The 18,320-nt window shown below is 52.0% G+C and carries 16 protein-coding genes and 2 pseudogenes; 12 read left to right on the top strand and 6 right to left on the bottom strand.

All coding sequences use genetic code 11. The features are described 5' to 3' along the window. The first annotated feature begins 86 nt into the window (after positions 1-86). The 4 genes from hisS to MYS68_RS19000 all read left to right on the top strand — a co-directional run bounded on the left by hisS (position 87) and on the right by MYS68_RS19000 (position 5,959). Entirely contained in the window at positions 87-1,346 is a 1,260-nt protein-coding gene (gene hisS / locus MYS68_RS19015) for a histidine--tRNA ligase (protein ID WP_248927356.1), read from the top strand. Positions 1,347-1,435: 89 nt separating this feature from the next. Continuing rightward, a complete protein-coding gene (gene aspS / locus MYS68_RS19010) occupies positions 1,436-3,214 on the top strand; it encodes an aspartate--tRNA ligase (RefSeq protein WP_248927355.1) in 1,779 nt (592 codons plus the stop codon). Between the two features lie 119 nt (positions 3,215-3,333). Next, positions 3,334-4,083 (top strand): tRNA threonylcarbamoyladenosine dehydratase, encoded by a 750-nt coding sequence (locus tag MYS68_RS19005; protein WP_248927354.1) that lies wholly within the window; start codon positions 3,334-3,336, stop codon positions 4,081-4,083. Positions 4,084-4,639: 556 nt separating this feature from the next. Continuing rightward, positions 4,640-5,959: a replication-associated recombination protein A gene (locus MYS68_RS19000; protein WP_248927353.1), complete on the top strand. Its 1,320-nt coding sequence runs from the start codon at positions 4,640-4,642 to the stop codon at positions 5,957-5,959. Positions 5,960-6,250: 291 nt separating this feature from the next. Here MYS68_RS19000 and MYS68_RS18995 read toward each other — a convergent pair whose 3' ends face one another. From MYS68_RS18995 to MYS68_RS18975, 5 genes and pseudogenes are all read right to left on the bottom strand, one after another. After that, complete coding sequence (locus MYS68_RS18995; protein ID WP_248927352.1) at positions 6,251-7,330, bottom strand: DUF4037 domain-containing protein; 1,080 nt, start codon at positions 7,328-7,330, stop codon at positions 6,251-6,253. Between the two features lie 213 nt (positions 7,331-7,543). Then, positions 7,544-8,647 (bottom strand): hypothetical protein, encoded by a 1,104-nt coding sequence (locus MYS68_RS18990; RefSeq protein WP_248927351.1) that lies wholly within the window; start codon positions 8,645-8,647, stop codon positions 7,544-7,546. An 83-nt stretch (positions 8,648-8,730) separates the two neighbouring features. Further along, positions 8,731-8,925, bottom strand: coding sequence for an ATP-binding protein (locus tag MYS68_RS18985; protein WP_338043673.1), 195 nt, complete (start codon positions 8,923-8,925; stop codon positions 8,731-8,733). Between the two features lie 6 nt (positions 8,926-8,931). Then, positions 8,932-9,219: a histidine kinase gene (locus tag MYS68_RS18980; RefSeq protein ID WP_248927349.1), complete on the bottom strand. Its 288-nt coding sequence runs from the start codon at positions 9,217-9,219 to the stop codon at positions 8,932-8,934. A gap of 258 nt (positions 9,220-9,477) precedes the next feature. After that, a pseudogene (locus tag MYS68_RS18975) lies at positions 9,478-10,187 on the bottom strand (response regulator transcription factor). A gap of 366 nt (positions 10,188-10,553) precedes the next feature. Here MYS68_RS18975 and MYS68_RS18970 point away from each other — a divergent pair. From MYS68_RS18970 to MYS68_RS18960, 3 genes and pseudogenes are all read left to right on the top strand, one after another. Continuing rightward, positions 10,554-10,982, top strand: a pseudogene (locus tag MYS68_RS18970) (VOC family protein). Between the two features lie 37 nt (positions 10,983-11,019). Beyond that, entirely contained in the window at positions 11,020-11,631 is a 612-nt protein-coding gene (locus tag MYS68_RS18965; protein WP_248927348.1) for a TetR/AcrR family transcriptional regulator, read from the top strand. Between the two features lie 231 nt (positions 11,632-11,862). Next, positions 11,863-13,200, top strand: a complete 1,338-nt coding sequence (locus MYS68_RS18960) for a hemolysin family protein (protein ID WP_248927347.1) — start codon at positions 11,863-11,865, stop codon at positions 13,198-13,200. Between the two features lie 89 nt (positions 13,201-13,289). Here MYS68_RS18960 and mnmA read toward each other — a convergent pair whose 3' ends face one another. Then, positions 13,290-14,414, bottom strand: coding sequence for a tRNA 2-thiouridine(34) synthase MnmA (gene mnmA, locus MYS68_RS18955; RefSeq protein ID WP_248927346.1), 1,125 nt, complete (start codon positions 14,412-14,414; stop codon positions 13,290-13,292). A 227-nt stretch (positions 14,415-14,641) separates the two neighbouring features. Here mnmA and cymR point away from each other — a divergent pair, with 227 nt between their 5' ends. From cymR to MYS68_RS18930, 5 genes are all read left to right on the top strand, one after another. Beyond that, positions 14,642-15,061, top strand: coding sequence for a cysteine metabolism transcriptional regulator CymR (gene cymR, locus MYS68_RS18950; protein ID WP_248927345.1), 420 nt, complete (start codon positions 14,642-14,644; stop codon positions 15,059-15,061). A gap of 11 nt (positions 15,062-15,072) precedes the next feature. Further along, entirely contained in the window at positions 15,073-16,215 is a 1,143-nt protein-coding gene (locus MYS68_RS18945; RefSeq protein WP_248927344.1) for a cysteine desulfurase family protein, read from the top strand. Between the two features lie 31 nt (positions 16,216-16,246). Next, a complete protein-coding gene (locus MYS68_RS18940; RefSeq protein ID WP_248927343.1) occupies positions 16,247-16,768 on the top strand; it encodes a PRC-barrel domain-containing protein in 522 nt (173 codons plus the stop codon). A 10-nt stretch (positions 16,769-16,778) separates the two neighbouring features. Then, positions 16,779-16,979: a hypothetical protein gene (locus MYS68_RS18935; RefSeq protein ID WP_248927342.1), complete on the top strand. Its 201-nt coding sequence runs from the start codon at positions 16,779-16,781 to the stop codon at positions 16,977-16,979. A gap of 250 nt (positions 16,980-17,229) precedes the next feature. Next, complete coding sequence (locus MYS68_RS18930; RefSeq protein WP_248927341.1) at positions 17,230-18,306, top strand: AI-2E family transporter; 1,077 nt, start codon at positions 17,230-17,232, stop codon at positions 18,304-18,306. The last annotated feature ends 14 nt before the right edge of the window (positions 18,307-18,320 follow it).

Here is an 18,320-nt window from a genome sequence, read left to right as displayed (position 1 = left end):
TTTTTATTTTCAGAGTTGCCAAGTTTTCAGCGGAGCTGAACAATTCGGAAGCTTTTCTTAATTTGAAGAAGGAAGGAGTCAGGGATATGAGCATTCAAAAGCCGACAGGCACGCAGGACCTGCTGCCGGGCGATGTGGAGAAATGGCAGTACATCGAAGGCAAGGCGCGCGAGCTTTGCCGGAGATTTAATTATAAGGAAATCCGGACGCCGATTTTCGAGCATATCGAGCTGTTCCAGCGGGGGGTCGGAGAGACGACGGACATCGTCGAGAAGGAGATGTACGCGTTCAAGGACAAAGGAGACCGCGATCTCGCGCTCAGACCGGAAGGCACGGCCGGCGTCGTGCGGGCGTACGTCGAAAACAAGCTGTTCGGCGAACCGGACGTCAGCAAGCTGTATTATATCGGACCGATGTTCCGCTATGAGCGGCCGCAGGCGGGGCGTCAGCGCCAGTTCCACCAGTTCGGCATCGAGGCGTTCGGCTCGACGGACCCGAGCCTGGATGCGGAAGTCATTGCTCTCGGGTACACCTTCTACAAGGAGCTTGGCCTATCCGGCGTTTCGGTGGAGGTGAACTCCGTCGGAAATCCGGCGTGCCGCAGCGTGTACCGCACGAAGATCCAGGAGTTTTTCGCGCCGGTCAAAGATCAGCTCTGCAAAGATTGCCAGTCGCGTTACGACCGCAATCCGATGCGCATTCTCGACTGCAAGATCGATCAGAAGTACTGCGAGGGCGCGCCGACGATTCTCGAATATTTGGACGAGGAATGCCGGACCCATTTCGAAGCGGTGCAGCGCCACTTGACGGCGATGGACATCCCGTTCACCATCAATCCTCGTTTGGTTCGCGGGCTCGACTACTACACGCACACGGCGTTCGAGTACAAGGCGGCCGGCATCGGCGCGATCGACACGGTCGGCGGCGGCGGACGCTACAACGGCCTCGTGCAGCAGGTCGGCGGCAGCGACCAGCCGGGCGTCGGGCTCGGGCTCGGCATGGAGCGCATCCTGCTCGTGCTGCAGGCGCAAGGAGTGGAGCTGCCGCAGGCAAAGCCGCTTGACGTGTACTTGATCGGGCTCGGCGAGGCGGCGGAAAACGAAATCGTCCGGCTGCTGTTCCGGCTTCGCGAAGCGGATCTGACCGCAGAGAAAGATTACCTCGGCCGCAAAATAAAGGCGCAGATGAAGTCCGCGGACCGCTTCCATGCGAGATACGTAGCCATTCTCGGCGATGACGAGCTGCAGCGCGGCGAGATCACCGTCAAGGAGATGGCAACGGGTGAGCAGATGACGGTGCCTTTAAGCGAGTTCGTTCAGCGCATGAAAGATGCGGCGAATAAATAGCGAAACGGCCGTAAGCTTGCCGGAACGCGGCGGAAAGTAAACCAGTGCATATCAATAGCTCATTTTTCTAAAAATAGGAGGAATCAGTCATGCTGTTAAAAACGCATCATTGTGGGGAATTGACGAAAGCGAACGTAGGGGAAGAAGTCGTGCTGAACGGCTGGGTGTCCGTACGCCGCGACCTCGGCGGAGTTGTTTTCATTGATCTGCGCGACCGCAGCGGCATCGTACAGATCGTATTTAACCCGGAGTTTTCCGCGGAAGCGCATGCGGTGGCGGATAAATGCCGCACCGAGTACGTGCTATCCGTCCGCGGCAAGGTTGTCGACCGTGACCCGGAAACGGTGAATAAAAACCTGAAAACCGGCGAAATCGAAGTGCGCATCACGGAAGCGGAAATTTTGAACGCAGCCAAAACGCCTCCGTTTTTCATCGAGGACGGCATTGAAGTGGACGAAGCGGTTCGCCTGAAGTACCGTTACCTCGACTTGCGCCGTCCGGAAATGCAGCGCACGCTGATGCTGCGCTCCAAAGCCGCCAAGCTGTTCCGCGATTTCCTCGACGAGAACGGCTTCGTGGAAATCGAGACGCCGATTTTGACGAAAAGCACGCCGGAAGGCGCGCGCGATTACCTTGTGCCGAGCCGGGTGCATCCGGGCGAGTTTTTCGCGCTGCCGCAGTCGCCGCAAATTTTCAAGCAGCTGCTGATGGTTGCCGGCATGGAGCGTTACTACCAGATTGCCCGCTGCTTCCGCGACGAAGACCTGCGCGCCGACCGCCAGCCGGAGTTTACCCAGGTGGACATCGAGACGTCGTTCCTGACGCAGGATCAGCTGCTCGAGATGATGGAACGTCTCGTCGTCCGCTTGATGAAGGAAACGGCGGGCGTCGACATCGAAACTCCGTTCCAGCGCATCACCTACGCCGACGCGATGGGCAAATACGGCTCCGACAAGCCGGACCTGCGTTTCGGGCTGGAGCTCGTTGAAGTGACGGACATCGTGGAAAAATCGGGCGTTAAATTATTCGCCGACGTCGCCGCCAAGGGCGGCCAGGTGAAGGCGCTCAACGCGAAAGGCTGCGCGACGTGGAGCCGCAAGGAGATCGACGATCTGCTGCCGTTCGCCGCACGTTACGGAGCGAAGGGATTGGCGTGGATTCAAGTGAAGGACGGCGAATGGAAAGGGCCGATCGTGAAGTTCTTCACGGAGCAGGAAATCGCTGCGCTCGGTGAACGCCTTGGCGCTGAAGAAGGCGACCTGCTGCTGTTCTCCGCCGACACGAAAAAGGTCGTTGCCGACGTGCTCGGCAACCTGCGCCTGAAAATCGGCCGCGACCTCGGCCTGATCGACGAAAGCAAGTTCAAATTCGCCTGGGTCGTCGACTTCCCGCTCTTGGGCTGGGATGAAGACGACAAGCGCTGGGTGGCCGAGCACCATCCGTTTACCCGTCCGCGCGAAGAAGACCTGCATTATTTCGACACCGATCCGGGCAAAATCCGCGCTCAGGCGTACGACCTCGTGCTCAACGGCTACGAAGTGGGCGGCGGCTCGATGCGGATTTACAAGCGCGAAGTGCAGGAGAAAATGTTCGGCGCGCTCGGCTTCTCGAAGGAAGAAGCGAACGAAAAGTTCGGCTTCCTGCTCGAAGCGTTCGAATACGGCACACCTCCGCACGGCGGCATCGCCTTCGGCTTCGACCGTCTCGTGATGCTGATCACCGGCCGCAGCAACCTGAGGGAGACGATCGCATTCCCGAAAACGGCAAGCGCGACCGATCTGCTCACCGATGCGCCGGGACCGGTCGACGACAAGCAGCTGGAGCAGCTGTCGATCCGCCTTGCGCTTAAGGCACCGGCTGCGAAGTAATTCAATACTGAGCCTGGTCTCAGGGCTCTGCACCTTCGCCGGGAACATGCCGTTTAACGCGGTGGGTTCCCATTCGGGGGGCAGTGCCCTTTTTCCAAAGAAAAGGGGTTGTTACCGCTATGCTGCACCAGTTTTCCCGAACGGAGCTTGCGATCGGCCCGGAAGGCCTCGAAGTGATGAAAAACAGCACCGTCGCCGTGCTGGGCATCGGCGGCGTCGGCTCGATCGCCGCGGAGGCGCTGGCCCGCACCGGAGTCGGCCGCATCGTCATGATCGACAAGGACGTTGTCGACATTACGAACATCAATCGTCAGGTTCATGCGCTGATGACGACGGTGGGCCAGCCGAAGGCCGAGCTGATGCGCGACCGCATTTTGCAAATCAATCCGGAATGCGACGCAATTGCGCTGAAAATGTTTTATACGGAAGAGACGTATGAGAAGTTGTTCGAGTATCCGCTCGACTACGTCATCGACGCTTCGGATACGATCAGCTACAAAATCCACCTGATTAAGCAATGTTTGCGCCGCAAAATCAAGATCATTTCCAGCATGGGAGCGGCCAATAAAATGGACCCGACCCGCTTTCAGGTCGCGGACATTTCCAAGACGCACACCGATCCGCTGGCCCGGGTCATCCGCCAAAAGCTGCGCAGCGAAGGCATCAGCAAGGGCGTCAAGGTCGTGTTCTCCGACGAGACGCCGATCAAGCCGCGCGAGGATGTGACGCAGCGCATCGTGCCGGAAAACGCGCCGGAAATCCGCAAGGCGCAGATGCCGCCGGCCAGCAACGCGTTTGTGCCGCCGGTCGCCGGGCTGATCATGGTGAGCGTCGTCGTCCGCGATCTGCTGAAAAAAGCCGGTATTTAACCGGCTCAGATTGTTGAAAAGATGGCCGCCGAAGTGGAACATAAGCTTGCCTGCCCCGGTCATCGTCCAGCCTGTTCGTCCGTGCTGGCATGTGCAAGCACGAGAGCATAGCACCCACCTCGCTGTCATGGAGGCGGGTGCTTTTTTTTGTGATTTTGGAAATTATGCGCAGCCCTCGGTCACATGTGCGTCATGTACACGGGGAGGTTAACGGTTGCTATGGAGCTTATTTGGCTCAAAAACATCATTTTCAAATCATAACGGTTGTGGCAGAGCTTATTTCTCCTCTTTTTTTCATCAAAACGATGAAAGTTCACAAATAACCGCACTGGCAACCGTTACCGTTCTAAAATCACCAATTTAGCACTTATAAGCTCACCTGCAACTGTTACACCATGTACCGCCTGAGCCGAAAACGACCATTACACGCTACCGTTCAGGCATGGGTCGAAAACGAAACCGCACCATCGTCCCGAACAGATGTTTCATTCCCTGCCCGCACATGATACAATAAAAGGACTATCTTTCTACCGAAAAAAGGATTGAGGTTCGCGTTATGGACTTATTCGATTTAGCCGCTTCCAGCGATACGAAAAACCAGCTGCTCGCCGACCGGATGCGGCCGACGACGCTGGACGAATATATCGGGCAGCAGCACATCGTGGGCCCGGGCAAGCTGCTTCGCCGGGCGATCGAAGCCGATCAGGTGAAGTCGATTTTGCTGTACGGCCCTCCGGGCACCGGCAAAACGACGCTGGCGAATATTATCTCCCACTCGACCAAGGGCGAGTTTGTGAAGCTCAATGCCGTAGACGCCTCGGTTAAAGACGTGCGCGACGTGATCGAGCAGGCGAAGCACAATAAATCGCTGTACGGCAAAAAAACGATCCTGTTTCTGGATGAGGTGCACCGCTTTAATACGTCGCGGCAGGACGCGCTGCTCCCTGCGGTGGAGCAGGGCATCATCATTTTCATCGGGGCGACGACCGAGAATCCGTTTCACCACGTGAATGGCGCGCTCCTGTCACGTTCGACGCTGTTTCAACTGGAGCCGCTGACGAAGGAGCATTCGCTCATCGCTATGCGCCGCGCCTTAGCCGACAAGGACAAAGGGCTCGGCTTCCTGCCGCTTTCCGTCGACGAGGAGGCGCTGGAGCATCTCGCGCGCATGGCGAACGGCGACATTCGCCGCGCGCTCAATGCACTGGAGCTGGCGGCGCTGACGACGCCTCCGGAGCGGGACGGCACGATCCGCGTCACGCTGGAGGTGGCGGAAGAGTCGATCCGCCAGGCGATCGTGAAAGCCGACGAATCCACGCAATACGACGTGCTGTCGGCGTTTCACAAAAGCGTCCGCGGCTCGAGCGACGCGGCGCTGTTCTGGTTCCTTTACGCCGTCGAGAAGCTCGGCATGGACCCGATGACGTTTCTGCGGCGGCTTATCGTCGCTTGCAGCGAGGACATCGGGTTGGCCAATCCGCAGGCGATGGTGCAGGCGGTGACGGCGATGGACGCCTACCACAAAATCGGCTGGCCGGAGTCGAAATACGTCATCGCGCAGGCGATTCTTTTTGCCGTGGAAAGCCCGAAATCGAACTCGATCCCGATGGCCATTTCCCGGGTAATGAACGCGTTCGACCGTCTCAAATCGGCGGAGGTGCCGCTTCATCTGCGGGATGCGCATTATAAAGGCGCGGAGAAGCTGGGCCATATCGGCTATATGTATCCGCACGATTATCCGGGTCATTATGTGGTGCAGCAGTACTTGCCGGACGCGGTGAAGCATGAAACGTTTTATATGGCGACGGAGCAGGGAATGGAGGATAAAATCAAGCAAAACCAGGAGCGCCGCCAAAGGTTTAGAGAAAAAGGATAAATGTGATAAGGGATCCTCGATCGTTATCGATTGAGGATTTTTTGCTATATTGAGGGGAATCTCGTATGGCGAAGCAAATGCATTACAACTTTTAAAGGAGTGCAGGCACTGGAACAATATGGGGTAGTACCAGCGTAGCTGACACCACCCGCAAACATACATGGATAAAAATGTAAGAACTCTCCGCTTTTGGAGAGTTCTTTTATGGGTGATAAATGTACAATTGCTGCCTGTTTCGTTAAACTATCGTTTCCCGTTAGCTGAACGATGCTGAAGCCTTTTGGATTTGAACTATTGATCCTTTTTAGTTAACAAACTGGGGTTAAATAGTTTTTTCAAAGCATTTCTTGCACTTTCCCCTTCTCCATCAGACCACCTATTCATTTTTCTGAAATCTGTGTTGTCTGTAATCTGGTCTATATTACCAATCAAACGTTTTTTGGATAACTGTTGAATGTCTGTATCCACAATTTGATTTGCGATGAGGCTAGCAATTTCTTCACCGTTCATTACTTTAAAGGGACGATCAAAAAAGTATGAAACTTCATCAGGAATCCTTTCAGTGATCCCTAGTCCGTTGTGCATACTTGATAGATGTTTGTAAGCTTTATTCAAAGCATGCTCGCGTTCCCTCCATGTAACTGCCGTTTGAGCAGTCCAAAGGTGAGGCATTAGTTGATCAGAACACTTCAAACGTTTAAATGCAGTACCAAACCATTTTGGATAGGGTGCATATTGGCGCTCCATGAAAAAGCAGAGATTTATGATGTCGCGGACAAGGCGTGAAGTGATAATAGCTGAGCCAATTTCGTCACCTATAAAACCCGAACGAAGCATCAGATGTTCTTCTTGACCGATTCGCTGCCAGCTTGATGCCATAAGGTACAACCAAATATCGTGAGGATAATATTCGAATTGTTTGCGCAATTTGGAAAGTTGACCATTATCGTCCCTATAAACTTCCCCACGTGTTATTTCGAGAAGTGACTGTGAAGGAAACGTTAACCAATCTACTGGTTCTAATCGTTCATCTTTGTTAACTGCCAAGTAACCTTCGATGAACCTCGGCACCGTTGTAATTACGCTCTTCCTTATATCAACGGGGAAGCCATAGAACTGTTCCGGAGCTCGCTCGTGCAGAGCTGATTGTATTTGCTCTGAGTACCCGATATCTAGTTGGTCAAGAAAAAGATATACCCTAGGCACCCAATCGTGATCAGTCGACATTTCCGTATCATATCCAAGCACTTCGCTACCTGGACCAATTAGAGCCGATGAATAGGACAAGAAAGAGTAATTGTCCATCATTACAGGCTCAACGATTTCAATATGAAATCGACGGCATAATTCTATTCCTTTAATAAAAGACATTCCCTATTCCTCCAAGTCCATCAATCACAAACATCATTTTTAAGCTCACTTGCTCATTATTTTAAACATAAGCTGAACACAATGTATAGTTAAAAAATTATTTATTGTTGAACTATCGTTTCTCCGTAATGACCTAGTTTTATATACTTTTTCAGTAAACGATCATTGGGAATATCTAATGTTGCTTACCTCGAGAATTTGTCATTATTAGGGTTATTGCGAACAAGGACTGTAGTGTTGCTGCCTCCGGTAATAGTAGAAAATTGTAGCGCCCCCTAACGCAATCCCCCAAATAGGCATAAGCAGCAGCGGCGTTGATGCTCCCCAATTTTGAAAATCGCCGCTCAATGAAAATTGGATAAAGACTTGAATGCCAGAAACGGTTAACAGGATGGAGACAAACCCGGCAGGAACGACGGCTAGTGCAATAGGGACGCGCTTCCCGGCCCAAAACGGAAACCACCGAGGGAAGGTCTCCCCCCAAGGTGTTATAAGTCCATGCGTTAGAACGGCGCCACCAACCGATACCAGGGCAAGGCCCGCTCCAACCCAATCTGCACCTGAATCCTGAAGGCTTTGATACAATTCCTTTGTTACCCCTAGAGGGATTCCCAGCAGCCAGGCAATGCGGGTGATATCGTAATAAGCAGGGGCCAGGATCGCAACATAGGTCAACCACCTTCCCCAGCGCATGGCGGAGCTCGAATCTATCCAACGGCTCGTATCGCTTTTACGCCCGCAATAGGCGCAAGAGATACGGGTTTGACGTTGGAAGGACAACGCTGTCGCTGCCCAAAGCAAACCGCCTGCAAGGCAAATATATTGATTTATCACCGGCCATGTGAAGAAATCGAAATAGTGGAGCGACCGACCGAAAGTAGCCGAGATCAATGAAATAGGAGCATAAGCCACTCCAATGAGAGCGCGGGTATCCGGAATTGTGAAACAGAGAATCGTCGCGGTACTCCAAGCATAAAGAAGCAGAATCGTTCGGGTTACACCGTGCGTATTGAACTTGAACATGAACAGGGCTACCGCACCAAGGAAGCTTAGAATAGTAATGATAGGTCCTGCAACCGAGGGTGTCGCATGTCTAAAAGCCGAATATTGCGCAATAGGATCGTTTAACAAACCTAATGGAAAACCTGAGCCGCCTAACGACCAATACAACCCCAGCGCACCAAAGAAGAGAGTCCAACCAATCGCTGCGAAGCGAGCCCATTCCGGCCAGCGCCTCCACCAGCGCAACGCCGAAAGTTTCAAGCGAGTCGTTGTTGCATGGGATAAGCCACTCCCACTCCAATTTTTTGGTTTCATAGAGTTCACAACTCCTTATACAACTTTAGCTTCAGTATAAGGAGTGTAAGTAAACATGAAGTAAACGGAAGTTCAATTTCACACTAATTATGAGACGCTTGCAACCTGATCGAAAGTGTTGTCCCTTCGCGCGGCTTGCTGTGGACGACTAAATTTCCGCCATGGGCTGCTATAAATTTATTGGCAATGGATAATCCCATGCTCGAACGTGCGGAGGATGTTTGATCTTCATCGTTTTGACCAAGTGTCACGCTGAATCCGACCCCATTATCTTCGATCCGGATCTACGTCGTCCGATCATGAAGCTGCGTGATTCGAACCGCAATCTTGGTACCCTCTGGATTGTGGACGACGGCATTGACGAGCAAATTGCGGATAGCGCGCGTCATCAGCTTCGGATCGCAAGTTACCCAAATGCGGTCTGGATCCGGGTCCATCGAGAATAGATAACCGGTCGCCCAAGGTGCACAGCTGACATCTGCCACCGTTCTGCGCACGAACTCCATGATATCCGCTTCCTCGGCTATTAAAGGAATTTGTCCATGAGGCGTTTCATTAAGATCCTGTACCATTTCTTGCAGATGAACCACTTTTTGATGAATGATTGAAAGAAATTCCTTAAATCGGCTTCCCGAGATACCAACCAATAAGGAGCAAGGTTAGAAGAAAGAGCATGACGCACAAGGTCACCACAAAGACCGAACGATCCCGGACAACAATTGTGGCCAAAACAACCAGGCCGTAACGATCGTTATCGCTTGAATGCAAACGATCAAAACAAAAAAAGCCGTCTGGAGCTGTAGCGCTATGCGAAGTACAAGTTCACGGAATTAACCTCCTGTGGGCGGAACGAACTTGTATCCGATTCCTCGCAGTGTGACGATCAGTTTGGGACGGGTTGGATCGACCTCAAGCTTCTTTCGGAGTCTGGAAATATGGATTACGACCGTTTTTTCATCCCCTTGCACCATGGTGCCCCAGACTTGCTCATATAGTTGCTGAGCAGTGAACACCCGGTTCGGATGTTTGCAAAAATACAGCAGCAGTTCAAGTTCCTTGGCCGGACAAGGAATCTCCACATTGCCCACGATAAGCTGTCCGGTAGTCCGATTAAGGGTAAACGCATCGTACCGGTACACATTCTCCACGCTTATGACATCAGATGCATACAAGCGCTTCGTCTCAAATGAGCTTGAATCCGCGCAATAACTTCCAGCGGTTTGAACGGTTTGGTTACATAATCGTCTCCGCCTAAGAATAGCCCCTGCAGCTTATCCATATCGCTGGATCGGGCAGTTAGAAACAAAATAGGGGTTGTAATGGTCTTGCGTATTTCCGTGCACAGGGAAAATCCATCCATATCTGGCAGCATGACATCCAGAACGATCATGTCAAAACGTGTCGTTCTCATGGCCATAAGTGCCTCTTCGGAGGAACCGGCTTTCGTAATCCGGGTATATCCTTCTTTACGAAAAAGATTCTCAAGCATAATTAGAAAGCCTGCCTCATCATCAACCACTAATATCGATTCATTCCGCACTCCGACATCTCCTTATTTCAGCTCAAAATTTGAGGAAATCGAATACAATCGAAAGCGCAGCCAATGAGCGTGGGGACCAATAAGAGAAGAGGATGGACGTCTTTTCCACTAATCAGCGGCATCCATGACGGAATGGTTTTCCCCCATGGCTTGACGAGTCCTAACAAGTAGAAGCCAGCGAGCATGACCACGACGCCGGCGATATAACTTGCCATTTGAAACCCTTCAGGTTCGGCGAGTCTGCCCGGCAGTCCGATCGATCCACCCGCAGCTTGATAGAATCGAACGAAAACTGCAAATCGTAATTTACATACATACAGTATGTATGTTAATATAAAGACATAACAACCGAAAGGGGTTTTTATTGTGAAAATATCCAGCTTTTATCCAGTAGTTTTGACTGACCGAGTCGCCGCCACATCCGCATTTTACGTGGAGCACTTTGGATTCGAGCAGGTTTTTGAGGCGGAATGGTACGTAAGCTTAAAAATGTCCGGCTCCGGCACTCCGTTCGAGCTGGCTATTCTCGATGCCGCTCACCCGACTATTCCCGAGGCTTATCGGGCGAAGGCAAGGGGGTTGATCCTTAACTTTGAAGTGGAGGACGTTGATGCTGAATACGAACGGCTAATACGTAAAGCCCAGCTTCCTTTGGAGTACGATATCCGCAACGAGGATTTTGGCTAGCGGCATTTCATCACATCCGATCCGAACGGCATATTGATCGATGTCATCACCGTCATCCCTCCGACGGATAGCTATGGCAGTCAGTACACGGAAGAGATATGGAAATAAAGAAGCAAACGTTTTGCGACAGGAGAACTTGCCTACGATGAGAAGAAGCAAAGAGGAGACAAACGAGACGATTCGAAAACTGATGGAAGTAGCCAGAACACATTTTACCGAGCATGGATATGCCAATGCGGCTCTGGAATCGATCGTACAAGAAGCGAATTTGACGCGGGGAGCGGTTTATCATCATTTTCGCAGCAAGAAGGAATTGTTTCGCATCGTGCTGGAAGATGTCCAGCGAGAGGTCGCCGAAAGAGTGGAGCGGGAGGCGTCGGGCAGCGAAGATGTATGGCAGCAGCTGTACCTGGGTTGCCGCGCTTTCCTTATGGCTGCCGTCGAAGAGCGGAATCGGCGGATTATGCTGATTGACGGGCCTGCGATTCTGGGGTGGGAAGTTTGGCGTGAAATGGACAAAAACCATTCCATGCGTTTGCTCCGGGAGCAGCTTGAGATTATGCAGCGCCAGGGATGCTTTGCGAAGGTTCCCCTGGATATATTGACCCATTTTATTTCAGGCGGTTTGAATGAAACGGCGCTATTGCTCGCCAACGAATCTTTGCGGCAGGCCGATATGGATGAAACCATGAAGGTTGTCGCCGTATTTTTGGAAGGTTTTAAACAGAATACAAGCCACTCGCCCGATCCGAGCTAACCTGCAGGGACCTTTCGGCAACCCTATGGCAGCCTCGAACCCGAAATTGCGGAAATTTCCGCTTGGACTTCATCAGCGGATTTTTGCGCATAGTGTCATAGGGTCATGCCTGCAGGTATATACCTTAGTAATACATAGTTCGACTCAGCCGATGCTTACGAAGTAAGTTTTATCTCCGAAAAAACTTTTAGGAGGTGAACCTGTCTCCCCTTAGGGGCGGCAGGAAGCTCATTGAGCAGTGACCCGATACCGACCTGGCTCAGCATAAGTTTGGTCTTGCTGCTGGTGTTTTTGAACGGATTTTTCGTCGCTGCCGAATTCGCGATGGTGAAAGTCCGGCAAAGCCGCATCGACACGCTTGTTCAGCACGGCAACGTAAGGGCAAAGTTCGCACGGGCGGTCATTTCCAATTTGGACGCCTATTTATCGGCATGTCAGCTTGGCATTACTTTGGCGTCTCTCGGACTTGGATGGCTCGGAGAACCGGCCGCGGCGCGTTTGCTGAGACCGCTTTTATCCACGTTCGGTCTGCCTGAGCCGGTCATTCATACCATCTCCTTTATCATCGCATTTGCATTCATCACCGCGCTTCACATCACCTTGGGAGAACAGTTCCCCAAAACATACGCGATTCGCAAATCGGAACAGGTGACGCTTCTGTCTGCTGCTCCGATGATGATTTTTTACAAGCTGATGTACCCTTTTATCTGGTTTCTGAACGGCGTTTCGAACTGGATGCTGCGCAGGTCAGGCATCGAACCGAAGGAGAAGCGCGAATCGGCGCACAACGAAGAAGAGATTCGCATACTGATGAAGGAAAGCAACAAAAGCGGGCTCATAGACAACACCGAGCTTACGCTTGTTGACAATATATTTGAATTTGCCGAAACGACAGCCCGGGAAATCCGCATCCCGCGCACCGATATGATCTGTCTATATGCAAATCTGTCGTACGAGGAAAACAAGGCGATCGCCATTTCCGAGATGCACACACGTTATCCGGTTTGCGATCCGGACAAAGACAATATCATCGGGTTCGTGCATATTAAGGATTTGCTCAAGACGGAAGAGAGCTTCGAAAATATCAAATCGATCGCCAGGCCGATCATGGGCGTTCCCGAATCGATGCAGATCAGCGATCTGCTCAAGCTGATGCAAAAGAAGAAGGCGCAAATGGCGCTGCTGATCGACGAATACGGCGGAACCTCCGGTCTCGTTACGTTTGAGGACATCATCGAGGAGATCGTCGGCGAAATCCAGGATGAATTTGACGAGGAACGTCCGCAAATCGAGAAGCGGGAAGACGGTACATATTCCATAGACGGACGCATGCTGATCGAGGAAGTCAACAGCTTTTTCCAGCTGCAAATCGAATCGGACGATTACGATACGATCGGCGGCTGGATATACTCGCAAACGGAGATCCCCCCTAAAAAGCACCAAAAAATCGTACACGGTCAGCTCGAATTTATCATCGACGAGACCGATCATTTGAGAATTTCGCGCATCGTGGTTAAAAAAGGCGAAGATCACCGCATAAGCGGCGAAGGTATCGGCTTGTCGTCCTGACGCAGCGCCAACGTGAAAAAAGCGAGGCATTCCAGAATACTGGAACCACCTCGCTTTTTGAATCTCCACTTTGCTTGCCGCGCCGCCAATTACACCTGGGCGAGCCCGGTCAAAGCGTACCGTGCATCAAGCGGCACGACCGTATCGATGACGGCGCCGCCCAAGCACTCTTCACCGCTGTAAAAAACAACCGACTGCCCCGGCGTGACCGCTTTTTGCTTCTCGTCGAATGTGACTTCGCAGCGGCCGCCTCCCAAAAACTTTACCGTTACGTCTTGGTCGGGCTGGCGGTAGCGGAATTTCGCCGTGCACTTGAATTCGCCCTCCGGCAGTTTGCCGCTGATCCAGTTCAAATCGCTGGCGACAAGTCCGGTTGAATACAGACTCGGATGCTGCTCTCCTTGCACGACGTACAAAATGTTGCGCTCCAGGTCTTTTCCGGCGACAAACCATGGTTCGCCCGTGCCCGAGCCGCCGATGCCGAGTCCTTGGCGCTGTCCGAGCGTGTAGTACATCAGGCCGTCGTGGCGGCCCTTCAGCTCGCCGTCCCACGTGCGCATTTCGCCGGAGCGGGCGGGCAGATAGCCGCTCAGAAACTCCTTGAAATTGCGCTCGCCGATGAAACAGACGCCGGTGCTGTCTTTTTTCTTGGCTGTTGCAAGCCCCGCTTCGGCAGCCAAACGGCGCACCTCCGATTTCGGCAAATGGCCGATCGGGAACATCGCTTTCGACAGCTGAGCCTGGTTCAGCGCGTTCAGGAAATAGGTTTGATCTTTGCCGGCGTCGACGCCGCGGAGCAGCCGGTAAACGCCGTCCTTTTGCTCCACTCGGGCATAATGGCCGGTCGCCAAATAATCGGCGCCCAGCTCGATCGCCTTTTGCAAAAACTCGCCGAATTTGATTTCCCTGTTGCACATCACATCCGGATTCGGCGTGCGGCCTTTCCGGTATTCGTCGAGAAAATAAGCGAACACTTTATCGTAGTACTGCTTTTCGAAATTGACCGTATAATAAGGGATTCCGATTTGGGCGCAAACGCGGCGCACATCCTCCGCGTCTTCCTCGGCCGTGCAATGGCCGAATTCGTCCGTATCGTCCCAATTTTTCATAAATACGCCGATCACCTCGTAGCCCTGTTCCTTCAGAAGAAGCGCGGAAACGGAAGAATCGACTCCGCCGGACATGCCGAGCACGACACGTGCTTTTTTGCTCATTACGATGACACCGCCTTTCTTGTTGCTGGGGGGTCCCCAAAAAGATCTATCCCTCCATTATACATAGGTTATGCGAAATAATAAAATATTTCATGAATATGTCACGGTTTTTCTCCCACAATAAGCGGAATTATGATACCATAGAAATGATACAGATATGTATGAAATGTTTGCGGGATTTTTGGCAATCCTATATAGATATCGTCGATGCGAATGAGGTGCTAGTTTTGAAGATTTCTACAAAAGGCCGTTATGGACTGACCATCATGATGGAACTCGCGACCAAATACGGAGAAGGCCCCACCTCTTTGAAAAGTATTGCGGAGAAGCACCAGCTTTCCGAGCATTATTTGGAGCAACTTGTAGCGCCTTTGCGAAATGCCGGTTTAGTGAAAAGCATCCGCGGGGCTTACGGAGGATATATACTGTCGAAAATGCCGGAGGAGATTTCTTCAGGCGATGTTATCCGCGTGCTGGAAGGACCGATCAGCCCGGTCGATTTTACCGAAGAGGACGATCCCGCGAAGCGGAACCTGTGGATCCGGATTCGCGACAGCATCGCCGAGGTGCTTGATTCGACAACGCTGGCCGATCTCATTTCATTCAAGGATGAGGGCAAACAAGACAACTATATGTTTTACATTTAACGGTGAAGCGAATGAATATTTACTTGGATCATGCGGCAACGACTCCGGTCCGGCCGGAAGTGCTTGAAGCGATGCTGCCCTATTATAGTAACATTTACGGAAACGCCTCAAGCACGCACGGCTTCGGCCGGGAAGCGCGGGCTGCCATAAATGCGAGCAGGGATTCAATCGCCGAATCGCTCGGCTGCCGTCCGGGTGAGCTTATGTTTACAAGCGGCGGCACGGAAAGCGACAATACGGCGATTTTCGGGGCTGCCGAGGCGCTGCGTGAGAAGGGGCGGCATATCATCACGTCGCAAATCGAACATCATGCCGTACTGCACGCATGCGAGCGGCTGGAGAGATTGGGCTATGAGGTGACGTACTTGCCGGTAAACCCGGCCGGTCTCGTTTCCGTTGAGGATGTGGAGCAAGCGATTCGCCCCGATACGATCCTGATCACCATCATGTATGTCAACAATGAAGTGGGTACGATTCAGCATATAGAAGCCATCGGGGAGTTGGCCCGCAGGCATGGAGTGCTTTTTCATACGGATGCGGTGCAGGCGCTCGGCCATGTTCCGCTTACCTTAAGCGAACTGCCTGTCGACCTTGCCAGCTTCTCCGCACATAAAATCAACGGGCCCAAAGGGATCGGCGCTTTGTACATCGCTCCGAAAGTGAAGATTTCTCCTCTGCTGTACGGAGGCAATCAGGAGCGCAAGCGGCGTCCCGGCACGGAAAACGTAGCGGGAATTGTCGGATTTGCCAAAGCTTTGCAAATTTATGGCGAATCGATGCATGAATTGCAACAAAACTTGGAAAAACTACGTCAAGTATTAGTAGATGGGCTTGAGTCTCAACTCGCAGATTCGTTTGTCATCAACGGAGATCCGGTTCATCGCTCGCCGCATATTTTGAACGTCAGCTTTCCGGGTGTCGGTACGGAGAGCATGCTGATGAATCTGGACCTGGAGGGTGTCGCCGCAGCCAGCGGCTCCGCCTGCACGTCCGGTTCGCTCGAAGTATCCCACGTGCTGAAAGCCATGCGCCTGCCTGAAGAAGTCACGGCTTCCGCGATACGGCTGAGCTTCGGCTACGGCAATACGGTGGAGCAGATGGAAGAGGCCGTCCAGAAAATTGCAACCATTGTGCGGCGTATTCGTATTAAGTAATAGGCGCATTTGCATCATGGAGGGTACACATTTGAGAAAAGCGCGCGACGTGATCGGCCTGCCGGTGATCAGTGTCGATACCGGCAGACAAGTCGGATCGTCTCAGGATCTTTTGCTGAATGAAGAGTGGGAGATCGAGGCGATTCAAATGCAAGTAAAGATGTGGTTTTCTTCTGTGACATACGTCGAATGGAACGATGTGCTCGCCTTGGGCGAAGATGCGATTACGATACCGAGTGAGGATGTTCTTAAGGCGATGGAAGATGATCTTCCGCTTTTTTCGTTGGTTGGGGGCCACAAAAAAGTGAAGGGCATGCCCGTCATCACCGTAAACGGACAGCAGCTCGGGATAGTCGAAGACGTTTATTTGGATGATTTATTGGGAAAACATGTAATAGGTTATGAATTGTCCGAAGGTTTCATTACCGACTTGAAGGAAGGGCGCAAATGGCTGCCCGTTCCCGAAACCGTTATATTGGGCGAGGATGCGATCGTCGTTCCGGTCCGCTGTAATGAGCAGCTGGAAGAAATCTTCGTATCAAAAGTAGAATAGGGTGATAATGATGTTACGGTGTCCAAACTGCAATTCCAAAGATATAGGCAAAATCGGCTCGCACCAGTTTTACTGCTGGGGCTGCTTTATCGAACTGACCGTCAACGGAGACAAAATGTCCGTTTATCAAGTTGAGGAAGACGGCACGCTCAGCTCGCTCGACGATTTGTTTTTCCCGGAAGAGGAAATGCCGCAAGTTCACGCCAACTGAGGTTGGCGTTTTTTTTATGCATAGGAAATTATGCATGGCTGATTTTTGTGGATAACCGGGGGTTCTCCCAAAAGTACTAAGGCTGCAAAGGTTCACTTTTTGGGGGGATTTGTTTTGGCCTCGTGATTCCTACACCATTCATTTCTATTTCCTGTCCTGCTTAATTATGCTTCGAATGGATTAATTCCTACAGGTTGTACATATACTGTACAAGTGTAGCAGATTTCGGCATGGCGGGGAGGTAACGCGGATGGACCGCTTTTTGAAAAACAATACATTCGTCGTTATGGTATACGTGCTGCTTGGCCTGCTCATCCTTTACATGCTGCTGCAAATCAAACCGATCATCGTAGCGGTCTACGGATTTTTGAAAGAAATTTTGGCGCCCTTCATCATCGCGATGATCATTTCGTATGTGCTGAACCCGGTTGTCACATTGCTGGGTTCGCGCAAAGTGCCGAGGACGATCGCGGTGCTGCTCATTTACGCCGTCTTCATTACGTCCACGACGGTCGTGTTGATGAACATGATCCCGATGTTCATGAACCAGCTGCAGCAGCTCAACAACAGCTTGCCGCAAATGGCGATGAAAGCGCAGAGCCTCGTGGACGGGCTGAACGACTTCGAGTTTTTGCCGGACAGCGTCCGTACGGGCATCAACAATTCGCTGGCGAAGCTGGAGCACGGCATCAGTCTCGCGATTTCCAAATCGATCGACGGGATCGGCAGCACCATCAATATGCTCTTTATTGCTTTTATCGTCCCATTTTTGGCTTTTTACATATTAAAAGATTTCCAATTGATCGAAAAAGCGGTGCTTGCCATCGTTCCGAAGCAGCACCGCAAAAATACGACAAAGCTGCTCGTCGACATCGACACGGCGCTTGGTCATTACATCCGCGGCCAGTTTCTCGTATGCGCGATCGTCGGGTCGTGTGCTTACCTCGGTTATTGGCTGATCGATATGCCTTACCCGCTGCTGCTTGCGGCGGTTGTCGCGATTTTTAATATCATCCCTTATTTGGGACCGTTTTTCGGGGCGGCTCCGGCGATCATCATGGCATCCACCATTTCGCTGAAAATGGTTATGCTCGTGGCGTTCGTCAATTTGGTGTGCCAGGTGTTGGAAGGCAATGTGATTTCGCCTCAGGTGGTGGGGCGGTCGCTGCACATGCACCCGCTGATTATCATTTTCGCCCTGCTCGTCGGCGGGGAGCTGGCCGGAGTGATCGGGCTCATTTTGGCGGTGCCGTTTTTCGCCGTGATGAAAGTTATTTTGCAGCATGTGTTTTTGTACTATGTGCATAGACAACCACCCCCTAAATAGAGCGGAGCACCCCC

The organism is Paenibacillus hamazuiensis (assembly GCF_023276405.1).
Taxonomy (GTDB): Bacteria; Bacillota; Bacilli; order Paenibacillales; family NBRC-103111; genus Paenibacillus_AF; species Paenibacillus_AF hamazuiensis.
Note: the sequence above shows the minus strand (reverse complement) of the source record. Positions and strands in the feature narration are given on the sequence as shown.

Coding starts and splice junctions, on each gene's coding strand:
- hisS (WP_248927356.1), top strand. CDS start 87: ATGAGCATTCAAAAGCCGACAGGCACGCAGGACCTGCTGCCGGGCGAT.
- aspS (WP_248927355.1), top strand. CDS start 1,436: ATGCTGTTAAAAACGCATCATTGTGGGGAATTGACGAAAGCGAACGTA.
- MYS68_RS19005 (WP_248927354.1), top strand. CDS start 3,334: ATGCTGCACCAGTTTTCCCGAACGGAGCTTGCGATCGGCCCGGAAGGC.
- MYS68_RS19000 (WP_248927353.1), top strand. CDS start 4,640: ATGGACTTATTCGATTTAGCCGCTTCCAGCGATACGAAAAACCAGCTG.
- MYS68_RS18995 (WP_248927352.1), bottom strand. CDS start 7,330: ATGTCTTTTATTAAAGGAATAGAATTATGCCGTCGATTTCATATTGAA.
- MYS68_RS18990 (WP_248927351.1), bottom strand. CDS start 8,647: ATGAAACCAAAAAATTGGAGTGGGAGTGGCTTATCCCATGCAACAACG.
- MYS68_RS18980 (WP_248927349.1), bottom strand. CDS start 9,219: ATGGTACAGGATCTTAATGAAACGCCTCATGGACAAATTCCTTTAATA.
- MYS68_RS18965 (WP_248927348.1), top strand. CDS start 11,020: ATGAGAAGAAGCAAAGAGGAGACAAACGAGACGATTCGAAAACTGATG.
- mnmA (WP_248927346.1), bottom strand. CDS start 14,414: ATGAGCAAAAAAGCACGTGTCGTGCTCGGCATGTCCGGCGGAGTCGAT.
- MYS68_RS18945 (WP_248927344.1), top strand. CDS start 15,073: ATGAATATTTACTTGGATCATGCGGCAACGACTCCGGTCCGGCCGGAA.
- MYS68_RS18935 (WP_248927342.1), top strand. CDS start 16,779: ATGTTACGGTGTCCAAACTGCAATTCCAAAGATATAGGCAAAATCGGC.
- MYS68_RS18930 (WP_248927341.1), top strand. CDS start 17,230: ATGGACCGCTTTTTGAAAAACAATACATTCGTCGTTATGGTATACGTG.